Raw genomic sequence first — 16,655 nt, 5'->3', positions numbered from 1 at the left:
CGCCGGGCTTGACCCGGCGGCCCTGAAGGTTTGAAGAAAGGCGCCGTTCAGCGGGCCGTCGCTGCCGCTCAGGCAGACGATTCACGGAGATTTTGAAAAGATGTTCAACCTCAACGGAATGACCGCCCTCGTCACTGGCGCCTCGGGCGGCATCGGTTCTGCCGTTGCTCGCGCGCTGGCCGCGCAGGGTGCGCGCCTTGCCATCTCGGGCTCGAATGCCGACAAGCTGCGCGCCTTCCGCGACGAGCTGGACGAGCACACCCCGCAGCACCTGCAGGACGTCGACCACGTTGCCATCGCCTGCAACCTCGGCGATGCCGAGCAGGTCGAGAAGCTGGTTCCCGCCGCGCTCGAATCGCTGGGCAAGATCGACATCCTGATCAACAACGCCGGCATCACCCGCGACAACCTTGCCATGCGCATGAAGGACGAGGAGTGGGATCAGGTCATCAAGATCAACCTCGAATCGACCTTCCGCCTGATGCGCGCCGTGACCAAGCCGATGATGAAGGCCCGCTTCGGCCGCATCATCAACGTCACCTCGGTTGTCGGCACCACCGGCAATCCCGGCCAGATGAACTACTGCGCAGCGAAGGGCGGCATCACCGCCATGTCGAAGAGCCTCGCGCAGGAACTCGCTAGCCGCAACGTCACCGTGAACTGCATCGCCCCGGGCTTCATCCGCACCGCGATGACCGACGTGCTGCCCGACGCGCAGAAGAACGCGCTCAACGGCCGCATCCCGATGGGCCGCATGGGTGAGGGCGAGGACATCGCCTCTGCCGCCGTGTTCCTCGCCTCGAAGGAAGCGGGCTACGTCACCGGCCAGACGATCCACGTCAACGGCGGCATGGTGATGGTCTGACATGACCTTGGGATTGGCGCGGATGGTCAGGGTTGAGCCCTGCGATCCGCGCGATCCCCATGCCGTTTCGGTGATGGAGCGCCTCTCGCGGGTGCTGAACGCCATCACCGGCGATGGCGGTACGTCCTCCTTCGATCCGGCCGATGTGCTCGTGTCCCGCGCGCTCTTCGTGGTGGCGCGGGATGAGCATGGCGCCGCGATCGGATGCGGCGCCTATCGGCCACTCGAAGGCGATGTCGCCGAGATCAAGCGGATGTATGCCGAACACGGTAGCGGCGCGGCGATTCTGTCCCATCTCGAAGCTGCCGCGCGCGCCGATGGCTATGGCGCTGCATGGCTCTCCACCCGGCGCGTCAACGCCCGTGCGGTCTCGTTCTACGAGCGTCACGGCTATGTCGAGATCGCACCGTATGGCCGCTATGCGGATCGGCCGCAGTCGATCTGTCTCGGGAAAATGCTCGAATCCTAATCGTGAACGGTGCGGTCCGCGCTCACGATATCCGCGCCCAGCTTTCCGGCGAGATCGCGCGCGACGGCCAGGATCGAGTGGCCGTCCGGTTCGGGATCGGGCGCTGCAAAGCTCACGGTGCCGTTGGGCGACCACCAGAGCGCGCGCAGCCAGCCGCCATAGCCATCGCGCCAGACTTCCACATCGCCGCCACGGTTCGGCATGACGACCCACTCGCGGGTAACCGGATTGAGCGCGTTGGCGTCACCATCGGCAAGCCGCACGCCCTCGATGCCGATCACGGCTTCTTTCCATTCAGGCAGGGTGATCGGGCGAATTTCGCCGCTCTCATCCTTGCGTTCGATGCGCAGATGGTCAGACAAGTGGTTCGTCTCCCACGATTTCGGCGTGGCTGGGGGTACTTGTGAACATGCTCCGAACGCGTCTTGGGGGCAAGCGGCGAGCGTCATCGGGGCGCCGGAATGCGGCGGGCTGCGGCGCCGGGGCGAAAAGTCACGAGAAACCCCCGATTTATCCCCAGTTTCGCCTTTCGGGGGGCATTACTCGCTTGCCGCAAGCCTTACGTACGCTAGAGATATTCGTCCTGAAATTCGGGATCTCCCGCCTTCGCGGGGGCGTCCCAAGCCCGACCAAGGGGGACCTGAGGCTGACATGAAGGCCACCATCGAACGTTCCACGCTCCTGCGCTGCCTCAGTCACGTGCAGTCCGTCGTCGAGCGGCGCAATACCATTCCCATTCTCTCGAACGTACTGATCGAGGCTTCGGGCAGTGGGTCGTTGCGCATCATGGCGACCGACCTCGACTTGCAGGTGGTGGAAACCCTTGGCGCGGTCTCGGTAGAGCAGGCCGGCGCGATCACGGTTTCCGCGCACCTCCTGTTCGACATCGCTCGCAAGCTGCCGGACGGTAGCCAGGTCAGCCTCGATGCGGCCGATAACCGCATGGTGGTGAAGGCCGGGCGCAGCCGCTTCCAGCTGCCGACGCTGCCGCGCGACGATTTCCCGATGATCGCCGAGGGCGAGCTGCCGACCAGCTTCGAAATTCCGGCGGCAACGCTGGCGCAGCTGATCGACCGCACGCGCTTCGCGATTTCGACCGAGGAAACGCGCTACTATCTCAACGGCATCTTCCTCCACGTCTCTGACGAGGAACTGAAGGCCGCCGCCACCGACGGTCACCGCCTCGCCCGCTTCACTCTGGCCCGTCCCGACGGCGCCGAGGGCATGCCTGACGTGATCGTGCCCCGCAAGTGCGTGGGCGAGCTGCGCAAGCTTCTCGAAGAAGCGCTCGATACCAATGTGCTGGTCGATCTTTCGGCCAGCAAGGTGCGCTTCACCTTGGGCGGCGAGCATGGCGTTGTGCTGACCAGCAAGCTGATCGACGGCACGTTCCCGGACTACACGCGCGTCATCCCGACCGGGAATGACAAGCTGCTCCGCATCGATCCCAAGAGCTTCTTCGAAGGCGTGGACCGCGTGGCGACCATCGCCACCGAAAAGACCCGCGCTGTGAAGATGGCGCTGGAGCAGGACCGCGTGACGCTTTCGGTCACCTCGCCGGACAACGGCACGGCGGCGGAAGAAGTGCCGGCAGACTATTCGTCGGATGGTTTCGAAATCGGCTTCAATGCCAATTATCTCAAGGACATCCTCGGCCAGATCGATGGCGACACGGTGGAACTACACCTTGCCGACGCCGGCGCGCCGACGCTGATCCGTCAGGATGAAAAGAGCCCCGCGCTCTACGTGCTGATGCCGATGCGCGTCTGATTTCGATCGGCACGCAAAGGAAAAGAGGGCCGGGGCGAAAGCTCCGGCCTTTTTCGTTGCGGATCGGAAATGCGGGGTGAGGCTGCGGAAAGGGGCTTTACGTGCTTTGCTTGAATATTCCCGCGATTGAGGGTTGGGCGCAGTAGGCCCGGCCGAAGGCGTCTTTCGGCGGGCTGTTCTTGCAGAGGATCGCGGCCTGCACATCGGGTATCATGTCGAGCGGCTCATCCGAGCGGTCATGCCGGGCGATGACTTTCTGCAAGTCCTGGAGGTAAGTGGTGAGCGCAGGGCGCGTCGTTGGCGAAGAGGCAGCGAGCCCGCGCATTCTTTCGGCTTTCGCATATTCACCCATTTCGCGCAGGGCATTCGCGGCCTGCGCCTGTAGCCAGATCCGGTCGTCGGCAGGCACGCTTGCAGGCAGTTGGTTCACCGCGTTGACCAGAACCTGCTGGTAGCGCGTGGTAAAGGGGCGATGGGAATCGTTGCGGTCCTGCCCTTTGGCGCTCCAGATCGCCGGCAGCAGCAGTTCCAGCGCATCGGCGTCGGGCCGCCCTATCTTTCTGGCGAGCCAATAGGCGCGATAGAAAGGAGATTCGGTGGTGCGCATCGCCTGATAGACCGGCGTCGCGATCCACCGGGCAAGGTCCTGCGTCTCGGCGGCCGTGAAGTCTGCAAAGACGACAAGGCCGTTGCCAGGGCATTCGGGTATCGGATGCGGGAAAGGCACCTCCGAATAAGGCTGTCCGTCCGGGCGGCGACCCATGATCGAATAGACCGGAACCGTGGCGGCGGTGAACTTTTCGCCGCCCACCGGACAAGTCATGGCGAGGGAGCCCGAATGCAGCGGAGGTGGCAGCGGCGGGGGAGGTGAAGGCGAGGCAGGCGGCGTAGCCAATTGAGCAAGCAGGACTATCGCAATACCAAGCATGACTGCTTCCTCTCTGAGGGGGCCGTACTTGCGACGAAGGTAACCGAACGCGATCGATCCCGTAAACCGGGAATGGGCCGGGGCGGGTTGGCGCCCCGGCCATTGACCATGGTCTTGCTCAGGCTACTTCGCTGCGCATATCGGGCTCTACCGCGAAATAGTGCGGCACTTCGTCCGCTTCGATCGGCTGGCTGTAGAAGTAGCCTTGCAGATGCGTGCAGCCCGCGCCCTTGGTGGCGTCGATGAGGTGGGCCTCGCTGATGCCTTCGGCCACCACTTCGGCGCCGACATGCCGGGCCATCGTCACCGCCGCTTCCAGCACCGCGACCGAGGCCGGGTCCTGTCCAAGGTCCATCACCAGGCTGCGGTCGAGCTTCATGCGGTCGAACTTGAAGCTCTTGACCATCGAGAGCGAGGAATAGCCCGTGCCGAAATCGTCGAGCGCGATGCGGAAGCCGAGGTTACGCAGCAGATTGAGCGTGAGCAGCGCGCGGGTGTTGCGTTCGATGGAGAGCGATTCCGTCACTTCCAGGAACAGGCGCTGCGGGGCGATGCCGTGGCGGCCGCAGGCGTCGAGCAGGAAGGCGCTGAACCCGTCATGCTGGAGTTGCAGCGGCGAGAGGTTGATGCTCATCGTCATGTCGGGCCAGCGCGCGAAATCGGCCAGCGCGCGGCGGATGATCCATTCGCCCAGCCGCACCATCTGGCCGCTGCGCTCGGCGGCGGGGATGAATGTGGAAGGCGGCACTTCGCCCAGATCCGGATGCTTCCAGCGGACCAGCGCCTCTACTTCCTGCACGGTGTCGGAAACCGGGTGAATCGGCTGGTAGACCATGCGCAACTCGCCTCTTTCGAAGGCGGTTTCGAGGTCCTTTTCAAGGGCCCGGTCGACGGCGCGCTCCTCGGCCATTTGCGGCGCGAAGCCGGTGGCGGAATTGCGGCCGTTCTTCTTCGAGGCGTAGAGCGCCATGTCGGCATTGCGCAGGATCTCGTCGATGTCGGCCTCGTCCGAGGCTTCCACTTCGGCGACGCCGATCGAAGCGGTGATCGCCACCGAATATTCGCCGAGGCTGAAGGGCGTGCGCACCGAATCGGTGAGGCGCGAGGCCAGCACTGTGGCGGATTCGCCCTCTGCCATTTCGATGCAGACGGCGAACTCGTCCCCGCCGACGCGGGCGACGATGCTGCCGTCGCCGAGATTGGCCTTGAGCCGGGCGCCGATCAGCCGCACCAGATCGTCTCCGGCGGCGTGGCCGTAATCGTCGTTGATGTGCTTGAAACGGTCGATGTCGATCAGCATGCAGGCGAAGCGGCGGTCCGGCGCGGCGCTGAACAGCCAGGTCACGTCTTCCTGGAAGGCGCGGCGGTTGGGCAGGCCGGTGGCCGGGTCGCTGAAGGCCAGATTCTTGACCGCCTTGGCATTGCGCCGGAAGGTTTCGAGCGGGCCGGACAGGTCCTTCAGTTCCTTGAGGCGGAAGGAGCCGATCTCGATATCGAGGTCACCATTGGCAAGGCGTTGCAGCGAACCGTGCATGCGGCGCACGGCGGGCAGGATGTTCCGGAGGATGTCGAACAGCACCAGCGAGACGATCAGGATCGTCACCAGCCCGGTGCCGAGCACCAGCATCTGCCAGCGCCCGATCGACGCGACCAGCCGCCGCTGCGCGGCCTCGCGCTCGGCATGGGCGCGCTCGACGATGCGGGCGGCAAGGCCGGCCATGGCATTGTTGCGCGCCTCGATCCGGTCGATCAGGCCTTGGCCGGCGTTGTGGCGGGACTGGATTTCGAGAATGGCGGCGATGTGCTTGTCCAGATCTGCGAAAGGATCGGAGGCTTCCGGCAGGTCATAGAGCGCCATGCCGCTGTTGCGCAGTTTGCCGAGCCGGTCGCCGATGGCGATGGCTGCGTCGGTCAGTTCGTCGGCGGTATCGTCGCTGGCGACAAGGCCGCGATTGGTCGCCATGCGCAGCTTGCCCACGGCTTCGGCGAACTGGTCCGCGTTCTCGGCAATGGCCGATGCGTGAACAAGCGCCTCGCCCTCATGGCGCAGCCCGAAGGCTTCGCGTTGGGTGACGACCTGCAACAGCACGGTCGCCACGACGATAAGTGCAAGCGCGCCGACAAGACGCGTTTCCAGCGACGAAAGCAGCCGGCCGATCGCCGGTTTCCAAGATGACATCATGCACCCGAAGTTTCGGGGTTTCGATATCGCCCCGGTTGATTTCGGATGGCTAAGTAGACGACAAGTTCTAAGAAATCATAATAATAACAACTATTTAATTTCAAATGCTGTCATCAAAATGCAATGTTAAAGCGCTTTACAGGCGGGCTTTTGCAGCGGTTTCGGCTCTCGCTTCGGTAACGACAGCCTTTTCTTGGAGCAGCGGCACCAAAACCGCGTTCAGATCGTCAAGATCGAAGGCGCCAGCCTTGGCGTAACGCAGCCTTCCGTTCCTATCGATGACGAAATTGGTGGGAACGCCGGTGAGCGGTCCATACGGGCCCTTGATCTTGCGCGCGGCCGGGATCGCCATGGCCTTGAACAGGTCCTTCAGCAGATAGAGCGGCGCGGAGTCTTCCGTGGTGATCGCGAAGACGCTGAGGCCGTGCTGGTGCTGGATCTTGTAGTAGTGATCGAGCGTGGGCAGTTCCTTGCGGCAGGGCACGCACCACGTCGCCCAGAAATTGAGCACGACGACTTGCCCGCGAAGCTGTGCGAGCGTGACCTTGCTGCCGTCCATCAGGGTGATTTCGAAGTCCGGCGCCATCTGGCCGATCACCGGCGCGGGCTTGGCCTCGACTGTCCCCACAGACATGGCCAGGATCAATGTCGCCGCGATTGCGGTGCGGACATGCTTCATCGTCATCGTGCGTAACCCCCTGTTCGCAAGAGTGGCAGGGGATAGCTGCGGCGGCGGGACGGTCCAGTGAAAATTACGCATTTGTTGCCGGTGGCCGCTGGATCGGCAGCCACCGGCAGAACGCGTCAGTGCTTGCCGGCGGCCTCTATCATATGTTCCACCGCGACGAACTTCTCGCGCGGGGCGCCGTCGCGGGCATTGGCGATCTCGGCCTCGTCGATCTTCTGCCAGTCGGTGAATTTGACGTAGTCGATCCCGCGTTCGGCCGCGAGCGCGTCGAAGCCGGGACGGCCGGGCTTGCCGGCGCCATCGGCGCGGAAGCCGCCAAGGTCGTCGGAAATCTTCTCGACGATGGCGAAGCCGTCGGGCCGGTTGGTGCCGATCGTGCCGGTGGGGCCGCGCCGGGCCCAGCCGACGCAATAGAGCCCCGGCGCGATCCGGCCGTCCTCATTGGCGAAACGGCCGAGCTTGTCGTCATAGGGCACGTCCGGAATCGGCGAGGTCTGGTAGCCGATGCAGGCGATCACCAGTCCGGCGGGAATGCGATAGGTCTCTCCGGTGCCGACTGCCTTGCCGTTTTCCAGCCGGGTGCGCTCCACCTCGACCGCCTCGACACGGGTTTCGCCCAGGATGGCGCGCGGGGCGGCGAAGAAGTCGAAATCGATGACGACGCGGCCGCCTTCAGGCTCGGGGCCCGTTTCGGCCTCCGATTCGACCGCCGCGAAGGCGCGCAAATGGCTCACCGCCTTGCGCTGGCCGGGTTCGAGCGCGGCGTCTTCGGCGGCGGGCGGCAAGTCGGCGGGATCGACATGCGGCCAGGCGCGGGTGAGGTGGGTCAGCTCGCCCAGTTCCTTGGGCGTCATCGCGATCTGGTGCGGCCCGCGCCGCCCGAGGATGACGATGCGGCGGACTTGCGACCCCAGCAAGGTATCGAGTGCGTGCCGGACGATGTCGGAGCCCGCGAACTCCTCCTTCGACTTGGCAAGGATGCGCGCCACGTCGAGCGCGACATTGCCGTTGCCGATCACCACCGCCGTGTCGTTCGAAAGCTGCGGGGCGAGCCCGGAGAATTGCGGATGGCCGTTGTACCAGCCGACGAAGGCGGCCGAGCCGAAGACATTGGCCAGATCCTCTCCGGGAAGGCCCAGCTTGCGGTCGTTGGGCGCGCCGGTGGCGAGCACGACGGCATCGTAAAGGTCGCGCAGTTCGGCCACGGTCACGTCACGGCCGATATAGACATTGCCGACGAAGCGGACATTTTCGGAAAGCGCGGTCGTTTCGTAACGGCGGGAGACGCCCTTGATCGACTGATGATCGGGGGCCACGCCGCTGCGGATCAATCCGAAGGGTACCGGAAGGGCATCGAAGATATCGACGCGCACACCGTCGCCCCATTGCCTGAGCGCTGCTTCGGCGGTGTAGTAGCCGGCCGGCCCCGAACCCACGATCGCGATATGCCGCATGGACTTGCTCTCCCGTGAGAGGGCGCACCGGGCGTGCGCCCCGTCACTTTGCAAGCAAGCATGGGGCAGGGAACGGAGCAAGCGAAAACGGCCACTTGGCTGCGCTCTGTCCCAAGTGGGCGGGTGCCCGTCGCGGGCCCGTCAGGGGATAAGTGTTATCCCCTGTGAGGCGCAGCAAATTCGGATTTTTGCGGTCACCGATTGGCGCGGGCTTAACCCTTTTGAAATGGCCCCGCCTGCAATAGCGAGGGCATGGCGAAAACAGGTTCCAGACGGCGATGGCCGACCGCTGGCGAGGGCGTGCCGGATTCGCGCGCCTCTGCGCCGCTGCGCGTCGATGCGGCCGGCGAATCGGAGCTGACTGTTTCACACGATAGTGCTCCGGACATTCTCGCCGTCGACGAGCCGGTATTGGAAGCGACTGCCCCGCGCAGTGCCGCCGGGAATTTCGCGCTGCTGCGGCCCAAGGGGGGAAGCAGCGACCCGCTGTTCTATTTCATTGCCCGCCGCTGGGAACTGATGGCGCCGTGCATGATCTGCGCGCTGGTCATTATGGGGCTGGTGGCACGGGCTGCGCCGGGGCCCGGGCCCTCGTTGCTGACGCTGTTCGCGGCGCTTGGCTGCCTTGCCGCGCCGTGGCTCGCCCGTATCGAGGAACGCTGCGCGCACGATAGCTGGAAGCGTTACCCGCTGATGCTGCTGGCGATCGCATTGCCGATGGCACTCTTCGGCACCGCCGCGACGGACTGGACCCTGTCCTCTCCCGAGCTTGGCGGAAGCGTGACGATCTCGGTCTTCGTGCTGACCGTGCTGCTGGCGACCGTGCTGCTCGAAGGGCGGCAGACGTCCATCGTGACCGCGACCGTGGCCCTGTGGTGTGGGGCTTCGTTGCCGTCGACTTCGTTTCATGCGTTCGGCCTCATCGTCGCGGGGAGTGCCGTGGGCCTCGTCGTCGCCAGACGCCAGATGCGGACGGCTGCGGCGGAATCGGCCCGCGGCGCCGAACAGGCCCTGCGCCAGCACCGCGCCGAGGAACTGCTCGGCGAATATGAAGACACCGGGCAGGGCTGGTTCTGGGAGAGCGACCGGCGCGGGCTGGTCACGTACGTCTCGCCGCGCATTGCCCAGCTTCTCGGCTGCACGCAGGAAGAGGCGGCCGGGCGCACGTTCGCCAGCCTGTTCCATGTCGAGACCGGCGGGCAGCAGGAGAGCGAGCGCACGCTGGCCTTCCACTTCGCCACGCGCTCCTCGTTCCAGGATCTGACCGTACGCGCCGCGACGGGCGAGGCGGATGAGCGCTGGTGGTCGATCTCGGGCCGTCCGGTGCTCGACCAGTTCCACAATTTCCTGGGTTTTCGTGGTTCGGGCACCGACCTGACCGAGACCCGCAAGTCGCAGCAGCATGTGACGCAGTTGGCGCGTTTCGATTCGCTGACCGCGCTCGCCAACCGCTATCAGATGGCGGAATGGCTGGAGAAGATCCTCACCTCGCCGCGCCTCGAAAGCCGCGCCTGCGCGGTGTTCCTGCTCGATCTCGACCGCTTCAAACAAGTCAACGACACCATGGGCCATCCGGCCGGTGACGCGCTGCTCAAGCAAGTGGCCGAGCGGCTGACCGGCACCGTCGGCGCCATGGGCCGTGTCGGGCGCCTTGGTGGTGACGAGTTCCAGGTCCTGCTTCCCGGCCATCACCAGCATGAGGGCCTTGCCCATCTGGCGCGGCGGATCATCGAGAACCTGTCGCAGGCCTATCCGATCGACGGCGCGCAAGTGACCATCGGCGCCTCGGTGGGCATCTCGCTCTGCCCCGACAACGGCGTGACGGCGGAGGAGATCATCCGCAATGCCGACCTCGCGCTCTATGCGGCCAAGGGCGGTGGGCGCGGGCGGCATTACTTCTACGACGACGATCTCCATTCTGACGTCAAGGAACGCCAGCAACTGGAACAGGACCTGCGCGACGCCATCGCGCTGGGCACGCTGGAACTCCATTACCAGCCGCAGATCCGCACCACGACCGAGCGGATCACCGGTTTCGAGGCACTGCTGCGCTGGAATCATCCGCGCCACGGCTATCTTTCGCCCGCCCGCTTCGTGCCGGTGGCGGAAGAGACCGGGCTGGTTGCCGAGATCGGCGAATGGGCGCTGCGCACTGCCTGCCGCCATCTTGCGGCGTGGCCGGACGAAGTGCGCGTGGCGGTGAATGTCTCGCCACTGCAATTCTCCAACCCGGCATTGCCCTCGATCGTCACCCGCGCCATCGCGGACGCCGGAATCGCGCCCTCGCGGCTCGAACTGGAGATCACCGAGAGCGTCTTCCTGGGGGAGGACGAATCGACCGAGGCGATGTTCGCTGCGCTCAAGGCAATCGGCGTGCGTCTGGCGCTCGACGATTTCGGCACCGGCTATTCCTCGCTCGGCTATCTGAAGAAAGCGCCGTTCGACAAGATCAAGCTCGACCAGAGCTTCGTGCGCGGCGCCGCCATTGAAGGCAGCCGCAATGGCGCGATCATTTCCTCGATCGTCAGCCTTGCCGAGGCGCTGAATATGGAGACCACGGCCGAGGGCGTGGAAACGCTGGACGAGCTGGACCTCGTCCGCCTGCTCGGGTGCAGCCACGTGCAGGGCTATATCTACGAGCGGCCGCTGGACGGCGTCGGCGTGGCGGCGCGGCTGGCGCTGGGCCTTGGCGCCACCGCGCAGGGCCCGCGCTCGGCGCGTGCGCCGCGCCAGACCATGCTGCGCAAGGTCATGCTGGAGCACGGCGGCCATATCTACCATGCCACAATCCGCAATGTGTCGCAGACCGGCGCGCTGGTGGAAGGGCTGTGGAACGTGCCGGTCGAGACTTGCTTCGCGCTGCATCTGTCCGACGATCACGTGGTTCTGGCCCATGCGCGCTGGTGCCGCGAAGATCACATGGGCGTCGAATTCGCGGCGCCGCTGGAGCTGGATGCCCACGGAGCGGTGCTTTTCACCGCTCCGCGCACCCTTCGCGAGGCAAGCGATTCGGGGCCAATGCGCAAGGCAGGCTGACAGCGGCCAAAAGCGCTGCTAACGGCGCTCCATGACCGAACTCGCCCAGATCCGAAATTTCTCGATCATTGCCCATATCGACCACGGCAAGTCCACGCTTGCCGACCGTCTGATCCAGTCGACCGGTGGCCTCTCCGAACGTGAGATGAGCGCCCAGGTGCTCGACAACATGGACATCGAGAAGGAACGCGGCATCACCATCAAGGCGCAGACCGTGCGCCTGAACTACACCGCCAAGGACGGGCTCACGTACGAGTTCAACCTGATGGACACCCCGGGCCACGTCGACTTCGCCTACGAAGTCAGCCGCAGCCTTGCCGCCTGCGAAGGCGCGCTGCTGGTGGTGGACGCGGCGCAGGGCGTGGAAGCGCAGACCCTGGCCAACGTCTATCAGTCGATCGAGCACGATCACGAGATCGTGCCCGTCATCAACAAGATCGATCTCCCCGCTGCCGAGCCCGAGAAGGTTCGCACTGAGATCGAAGACATCATCGGCATCGACGCCTCGGAAGCAGTGCTCGCCTCCGCCAAGTCGGGAATCGGCATTGCCGAGATCCTTGAAGCCGTGGTCGCCAAGATCCCGCCGCCGAAGGGTGAGCGCAATCAACCGCTCAAGGCCATGCTGGTCGATTCGTGGTACGATCCGTACCTCGGCGTCGTCATTCTGGTGCGCGTGATCGACGGCGTCATCAAGAAGGGCCTGCAGGTCAAGTTCATGCAGGGCGGCACCGAGCACCTGATCGACCGCGTCGGCTGCTTCACGCCCAAGCGCATCGATCTGCCCGAACTGGGCCCGGGCGAAATCGGCTTCATCACCGCGCAGATCAAGGAAGTGGAACAGGCCAAGGTCGGCGACACCATCACCACGGTGAAGGGCGGCGCTACGCAGGCTCTGCCGGGCTACAAGGAAGTGCAGCCGGTGGTGTTCTGCGGCCTGTTCCCGGTCGACGCCAACGACTTCGAGAAGCTGCGCGAATCGATCGGCAAGCTGCGCCTCAACGATGCCTCCTTCAGCTTCGAGATGGAATCGAGCGCGGCGCTGGGCTTCGGCTTCCGCTGCGGCTTCCTCGGCCTGCTGCATCTGGAAATCATCCAGGAGCGACTGAGCCGCGAATACGACCTTGACCTCATTACCACGGCGCCTTCGGTGGTCTATCGGCTGACGATGACCGACGGCACCGTGAAGGAACTGCACAATCCTTCCGACATGCCCGATCCGGTGAAGATCGACTTCATGGAAGAGCCGTGGATCAAGGCGGTGATCTACACGCCGGACGAATATCTCGGCTCGATCCTGAAGCTCTGTCAGGACCGTCGCGGTATCCAGAAGGACCTGACTTACGTCGGTGGCCGCGCACAGGTGACCTACGAACTGCCGCTCAACGAAGTGGTGTTCGACTTCTACGACCGCCTGAAGTCGATCAGCCGCGGCTATGCCAGCTTCGACTATGAGCAGATCGGGCTTCAGGAGGGTGACCTCGTGATGATGAACATCCTTGTGAACAACGAGCCGGTCGATGCGCTTTCGATGGTTGTGCACCGCAGCCAGGCCGAACCGCGCGGTCGTGCGCTGGTGGAGCGTCTGAAAGATTTGATCCCACGCCACATGTTCAAGATCCCGATCCAGGCGGCGATCGGCGCCAAGGTGATCGCGCGCGAGACGATTTCGGCCATGCGCAAGGACGTGACCGCCAAGTGCTATGGCGGCGACATCACGCGCAAGAAGAAGCTTCTGGAAAAGCAGAAGGAAGGCAAGAAGCGTATGCGCGAGTACGGCAACGTGCAGATTCCGCAGGAAGCCTTCATCGCCGCGCTGCGCATGGGCGAGGAGTGAGGCCTGCTTCAGGCTCGCTTCGAGTGGATTGAGAAAAGGGCGGGGGAGCGAGGCTCTCCCGCCCTTTTTCTTTGCCGTGGCGTTGGAAGAAGGAAGCGGGATCCCTCTTGCCCCGCCTTATTCTCGCACCCCGCCTTTCGTCATTGCGAGGAGGCGAAGCCGACGAAGCAATCCAGAGCGGCGTAAACCGCCCCTGGATTGCTTCGCTGCGCTCGCAATGACTAAAGTCGGGTTCGGAAAATGGGTGGCGGGCGAGAGCCCACCGCCCATCACACCGTCAGAAAATCCGCCGCACCGAAAGCAGGACAGTCCGGCCCATCGGGTCGAGATAGTCCTTCTGATAGGCATAAGGCGTGGCGCCGGTGGCATCGGTCACGCGCTGGCGCTGGTCGAACAGGTTCTCGATCGAGAGGCTGACACGGGTGCCGCGCGCCCAGGCCTTGCCCCGGAAACGGTTTTGCAGGTTCCCGAAAAGCCTGAGATCGAGCGTGGACAGCGACGAGAAGTGCAGGTTGCCGGTGGACGAGGAGAGCCCGTCGCCCTCGACATGGGTCGCGCTCTGCCAGTTGCCCTCCAGCCGGAAGCCAAGGCCGTTGTCGATTACGCCAAGGCTGGCGGTGACCTTGTGCTGCGGCGTCGCGTTGCCGGTGATCGTGCCGCCGTGAAGGAGGTCGATCGTCTCGCTGTCCTCGGTAAGCTGCACGTCCTGCCGCAGGACCCAGGTGTGGTAGACCGAGGCGAGCAGGCGCATGCCGTTGTCGCTCCCGCCCGAGAACCCGCGTCCGCCGCGCCCACCCGGGCCGCCGAAGCCGCCGGGTCTGCCGCCGCCGGGGCCGCCCGGGCCACCGGGACCGCCTTCACCGGGAGGCGGTCCGAAGCCGTCTGGCGGCGGACCGTCGCGGGGAGGGCCGAAACCGTCTGGCGGCGGTCCACCTGGAGGGCCGAAGCCGCCGCCGGGGCCTTCGCCCTCGCGCTGGCCGTTGACGGTGATCTCGTTGTCGGCGCCGGGCTGACCGGGCTGGGGCACTCCGGCCTGCTGGCCCGGCGTCTGCCCGGGTCTTTGACCACCGGCAGGCCGCTCGCCCTGCTCACCGAACCGACGGCCGCCCCATGGGCCCTCCCCGGGGCGCCGCTCGGGGCGCTTGGGCTTGCGGAGTTGGGCCGAGAAGTTGAAACCCCAGCGCACTTGCTCGGTGCGCTGGCGATAAACGTTCACAGGACGGGAATCGACGCTTGTGAGCGTGCCGGAATCGTCGCGGATGAAGCGATCCGGGAACGCGTCCTCGACTTGCTCGGTCACGCCGCCAAGGCTCATGATGGCGTTGCGATTGCGGCTGTCGACATAGCTGGCGCTGAAGTTGAGCTTGGGCTCGCTGGTCAACTGGGTGTTGATGCCCAGCTTGAAGCTGTGGCGGTCATCCGCCTTGAGGTTCGGGTTGCCGCCGGTGATCGTCGTCACCAGCACCGACTCGCCCGTCACATAGTCGAAGACGCGCTGGTTGGTGGTGGTGATCACCGGGTTGCTGAGCTGCGCCACGGTCGGCGCGCTGCGGTCCTCGTTGACTGCGGCGATCACCGTCACGTTCTTCACGGGCGTCCAGTTGAGCCCGTAGCCGAACGTGCCGAGCGTGCCGTAGTCCGAAACTTGCGTGATGCCGCCGTTGAGATTGAGGCTGAGCGTGCCGATCGCGCCGAGGAAGCCCTTGGTGCGGCTGGTCAGCGGAATATCGACGCTGAGCTTGGCGCTGCCGTTGGTGCGGCTGGCGTCGCCGTCTATCGTCGAGCCTTCGCGAATGGTGGTCGAGGATTGCGAGGTGAAGTCGCCGCCCAGTTTCAGGCTCACGCCCATGTCGCCGGCTGGCAGCTTGAGCAGCTTGCCGAAGATCAGCGCGCTGGCACTGCCGGTGTCGCTGTTGGACTTGGCGCGATTGGTCAGCATATTCCCCAGCAGGCCGGGTGACAGCGTGCCATAGGGATCGACCGTGGGATCCCCGGCATCGAGCGCGGCTTGCAGCGCGGCGGTGTCGTACCCCGTCTCGGTGCGGGTATCCGTCTCGGTGTGCTCGTAGCTGGCGATGACCGAGAGCTTCCAGCGGGTGGACAGGTCGACGTTGAAAGTCGATCCGGCCGTGACATCGCCGGTATTGGTCGACCGGTTCAAAGGATCGGTCGAAAGATAGCGGTTGAGCGTGGTTGCGGTGCCGTCCGAGAAGGGATTGTCGGCGGGAACCGTCAGTTCGCCGTCGGCCAGCCCGCCCAGCGAGCGGCTGGTCTTGTACGTGCCCTTGACGTTGAACGAGAGGTTTGCGGAACCGCCCAGATCGTGCGCAAGGCTAGCGCCAAGCGCATAGTTGCGCGTCGAGGCCTGAAGCGTGCGATAGGCCCGGTCGTCGGAAAGCCCGGCCGCCGGGGTTATGCCGCTGTTGGGATCGGGCTGGATATCGCGGTCGCTTTCCAGAATCGCGGCCTGCGTGTTGATCTTGCCGGTCAGGTTCACGCGGTCGTTGTCGTGGATGCGCGTATAGGTGAACGCGCCCGAGCCCTGACCGCCGCCGCCCTTGGTCGAAAGGCCGCCGCCCAGATCGGCCACGCGCGACTGGAAGCGGCGCTTCAGGATGATGTTCACCACCTTCTGCTGCGCGTCGTAGCCATACTTGATGGCCACTTCCTCGGGCAGGATGTCCACCCGGAGCACCGATTCCACCGGCAGGTCGCCAACTTCGTTGACGCCCGAGACACGCTTGCCGTTGACCAGCACGACCGGCCCGCTCGACGAATCGCGGCCGGAAATGCTGGCGGTCTGGTCGGCGATCTCGTTCAGCAGGTCGCTGATCGAATCGACGCCGTAGGATGCGATTTCGCCCGGGCCGATCTGGTTCTCCGGCGGAATGTCGCCGATCACCGCGCCGGGAACCGCCTGTCCGGTGACGATGATCTCGTCATTGCTGACAGTCTCGTTCGAGCTGGCGGCGGAATTGCTCTTGGCAGCGGAGGACTTCGGTGCCGCAGCGGGCGCGGCCGTCGCAGCCTGCTGCGCGCGAGTCTCCACCGGCACGGCCAGCGCCGTGGAGGCCAGCGCAAGGTAAAGCGCACTGTGGTGTGCGGGCAGGGCGCGTGTGCGGGCGATAGCGGAGGTCCTCATGTTTTCCGGGCTAGATGGAGAGTGCCTCCCGGCAAATCCTCGAATGGTAAGAAATTGTAATGGTCCCGTCGCAGTTGTTACAGACTGACGAATTCGGTGCACGGGCACGGCTAAAGCATTGGGTTTGCGAACGTAGTTAAGGCCCGCGCAGGAAATTCTGGCGGCCGAGCGCGCCGTTTCGGCGATTGGTCTGGAAAAGGTCCCATTTAAGCTGCCGGAAAAGCCGCTCGCTCGATGGCATTTGCCAGTGCGCCGGGTTGAACACCAATTGGTTACCGACATATATG

Annotated in this window: 11 protein-coding genes; 5 read left to right on the top strand and 6 right to left on the bottom strand. The window is 64.8% G+C overall.

Translation table 11 applies throughout. The annotated features are described in order from the left end of the window. The first annotated feature begins 100 nt into the window (after positions 1-100). Together fabG and EDF56_RS05470 are read left to right on the top strand one after the other, a co-directional pair. The gene (gene fabG, locus EDF56_RS05475; RefSeq protein ID WP_132385651.1) at positions 101-865 is read left to right on the top strand and encodes a 3-oxoacyl-[acyl-carrier-protein] reductase; all 765 of its coding nucleotides are present in this window, start codon (positions 101-103) and stop codon (positions 863-865) included. Between the two features lies 1 nt (position 866). After that, positions 867-1,334, top strand: a complete 468-nt coding sequence (locus tag EDF56_RS05470; protein ID WP_207904618.1) for a GNAT family N-acetyltransferase — start codon at positions 867-869, stop codon at positions 1,332-1,334. On the opposite strand, the gene EDF56_RS05465 is transcribed toward EDF56_RS05470, so the two are convergent. Next, positions 1,331-1,696 (bottom strand): hypothetical protein, encoded by a 366-nt coding sequence (locus EDF56_RS05465; RefSeq protein WP_132385650.1) that lies wholly within the window; start codon positions 1,694-1,696, stop codon positions 1,331-1,333. The genes EDF56_RS05470 and EDF56_RS05465 overlap by 4 nt on opposite strands. A gap of 289 nt (positions 1,697-1,985) precedes the next feature. Between EDF56_RS05465 and dnaN the strand changes: the two genes are divergently transcribed. Continuing rightward, on the top strand, positions 1,986-3,104 hold the full coding sequence (gene dnaN / locus EDF56_RS05460) for a DNA polymerase III subunit beta (RefSeq protein WP_132385649.1): 1,119 nt from the start codon (positions 1,986-1,988) through the stop codon (positions 3,102-3,104). 97 nt (positions 3,105-3,201) lie between these two features. Here dnaN and EDF56_RS05455 read toward each other — a convergent pair whose 3' ends face one another. The 4 genes from EDF56_RS05455 to EDF56_RS05440 all read right to left on the bottom strand — a co-directional run bounded on the left by EDF56_RS05455 (position 3,202) and on the right by EDF56_RS05440 (position 8,356). Then, positions 3,202-3,927: a hypothetical protein gene (locus tag EDF56_RS05455; protein WP_132385648.1), complete on the bottom strand. Its 726-nt coding sequence runs from the start codon at positions 3,925-3,927 to the stop codon at positions 3,202-3,204. A gap of 223 nt (positions 3,928-4,150) precedes the next feature. Then, positions 4,151-6,211, bottom strand: a complete 2,061-nt coding sequence (locus EDF56_RS05450; protein ID WP_132385815.1) for an EAL domain-containing protein — start codon at positions 6,209-6,211, stop codon at positions 4,151-4,153. A gap of 139 nt (positions 6,212-6,350) precedes the next feature. Then, the gene (locus EDF56_RS05445) at positions 6,351-6,899 is read right to left on the bottom strand and encodes a TlpA disulfide reductase family protein (protein ID WP_132385647.1); all 549 of its coding nucleotides are present in this window, start codon (positions 6,897-6,899) and stop codon (positions 6,351-6,353) included. 119 nt (positions 6,900-7,018) lie between these two features. Further along, the gene (locus tag EDF56_RS05440; protein ID WP_132385646.1) at positions 7,019-8,356 is read right to left on the bottom strand and encodes an FAD-dependent oxidoreductase; all 1,338 of its coding nucleotides are present in this window, start codon (positions 8,354-8,356) and stop codon (positions 7,019-7,021) included. Positions 8,357-8,608: 252 nt separating this feature from the next. Here EDF56_RS05440 and EDF56_RS05435 point away from each other — a divergent pair, with 252 nt between their 5' ends. Together EDF56_RS05435 and lepA are read left to right on the top strand one after the other, a co-directional pair. Further along, positions 8,609-11,392, top strand: a complete 2,784-nt coding sequence (locus EDF56_RS05435; protein WP_132385645.1) for an EAL domain-containing protein — start codon at positions 8,609-8,611, stop codon at positions 11,390-11,392. A 31-nt stretch (positions 11,393-11,423) separates the two neighbouring features. Further along, positions 11,424-13,226 (top strand): translation elongation factor 4, encoded by a 1,803-nt coding sequence (gene lepA / locus EDF56_RS05430; RefSeq protein WP_132385644.1) that lies wholly within the window; start codon positions 11,424-11,426, stop codon positions 13,224-13,226. Between the two features lie 277 nt (positions 13,227-13,503). On the opposite strand, the gene EDF56_RS05425 is transcribed toward lepA, so the two are convergent. Beyond that, the gene (locus tag EDF56_RS05425; protein ID WP_132385643.1) at positions 13,504-16,368 is read right to left on the bottom strand and encodes a TonB-dependent receptor; all 2,865 of its coding nucleotides are present in this window, start codon (positions 16,366-16,368) and stop codon (positions 13,504-13,506) included. Positions 16,369-16,655 lie beyond the last annotated feature (287 nt).

It is taken from the genome of Novosphingobium sp. PhB165 (genome assembly GCF_004341845.1).
Taxonomy (GTDB): Bacteria; Pseudomonadota; Alphaproteobacteria; order Sphingomonadales; family Sphingomonadaceae; genus Novosphingobium.
This window is presented reverse-complemented; position numbering and strand designations above follow the sequence as displayed.

Coding starts and splice junctions, on each gene's coding strand:
- fabG (WP_132385651.1), top strand. CDS start 101: ATGTTCAACCTCAACGGAATGACCGCCCTCGTCACTGGCGCCTCGGGC.
- EDF56_RS05470 (WP_207904618.1), top strand. CDS start 867: ATGACCTTGGGATTGGCGCGGATGGTCAGGGTTGAGCCCTGCGATCCG.
- dnaN (WP_132385649.1), top strand. CDS start 1,986: ATGAAGGCCACCATCGAACGTTCCACGCTCCTGCGCTGCCTCAGTCAC.
- EDF56_RS05455 (WP_132385648.1), bottom strand. CDS start 3,927: ATGACTTGTCCGGTGGGCGGCGAAAAGTTCACCGCCGCCACGGTTCCG.
- EDF56_RS05450 (WP_132385815.1), bottom strand. CDS start 6,211: ATGTCATCTTGGAAACCGGCGATCGGCCGGCTGCTTTCGTCGCTGGAA.
- EDF56_RS05445 (WP_132385647.1), bottom strand. CDS start 6,899: ATGACGATGAAGCATGTCCGCACCGCAATCGCGGCGACATTGATCCTG.
- EDF56_RS05440 (WP_132385646.1), bottom strand. CDS start 8,356: ATGCGGCATATCGCGATCGTGGGTTCGGGGCCGGCCGGCTACTACACC.
- EDF56_RS05435 (WP_132385645.1), top strand. CDS start 8,609: ATGGCGAAAACAGGTTCCAGACGGCGATGGCCGACCGCTGGCGAGGGC.
- lepA (WP_132385644.1), top strand. CDS start 11,424: ATGACCGAACTCGCCCAGATCCGAAATTTCTCGATCATTGCCCATATC.
- EDF56_RS05425 (WP_132385643.1), bottom strand. CDS start 16,368: ATGAGGACCTCCGCTATCGCCCGCACACGCGCCCTGCCCGCACACCAC.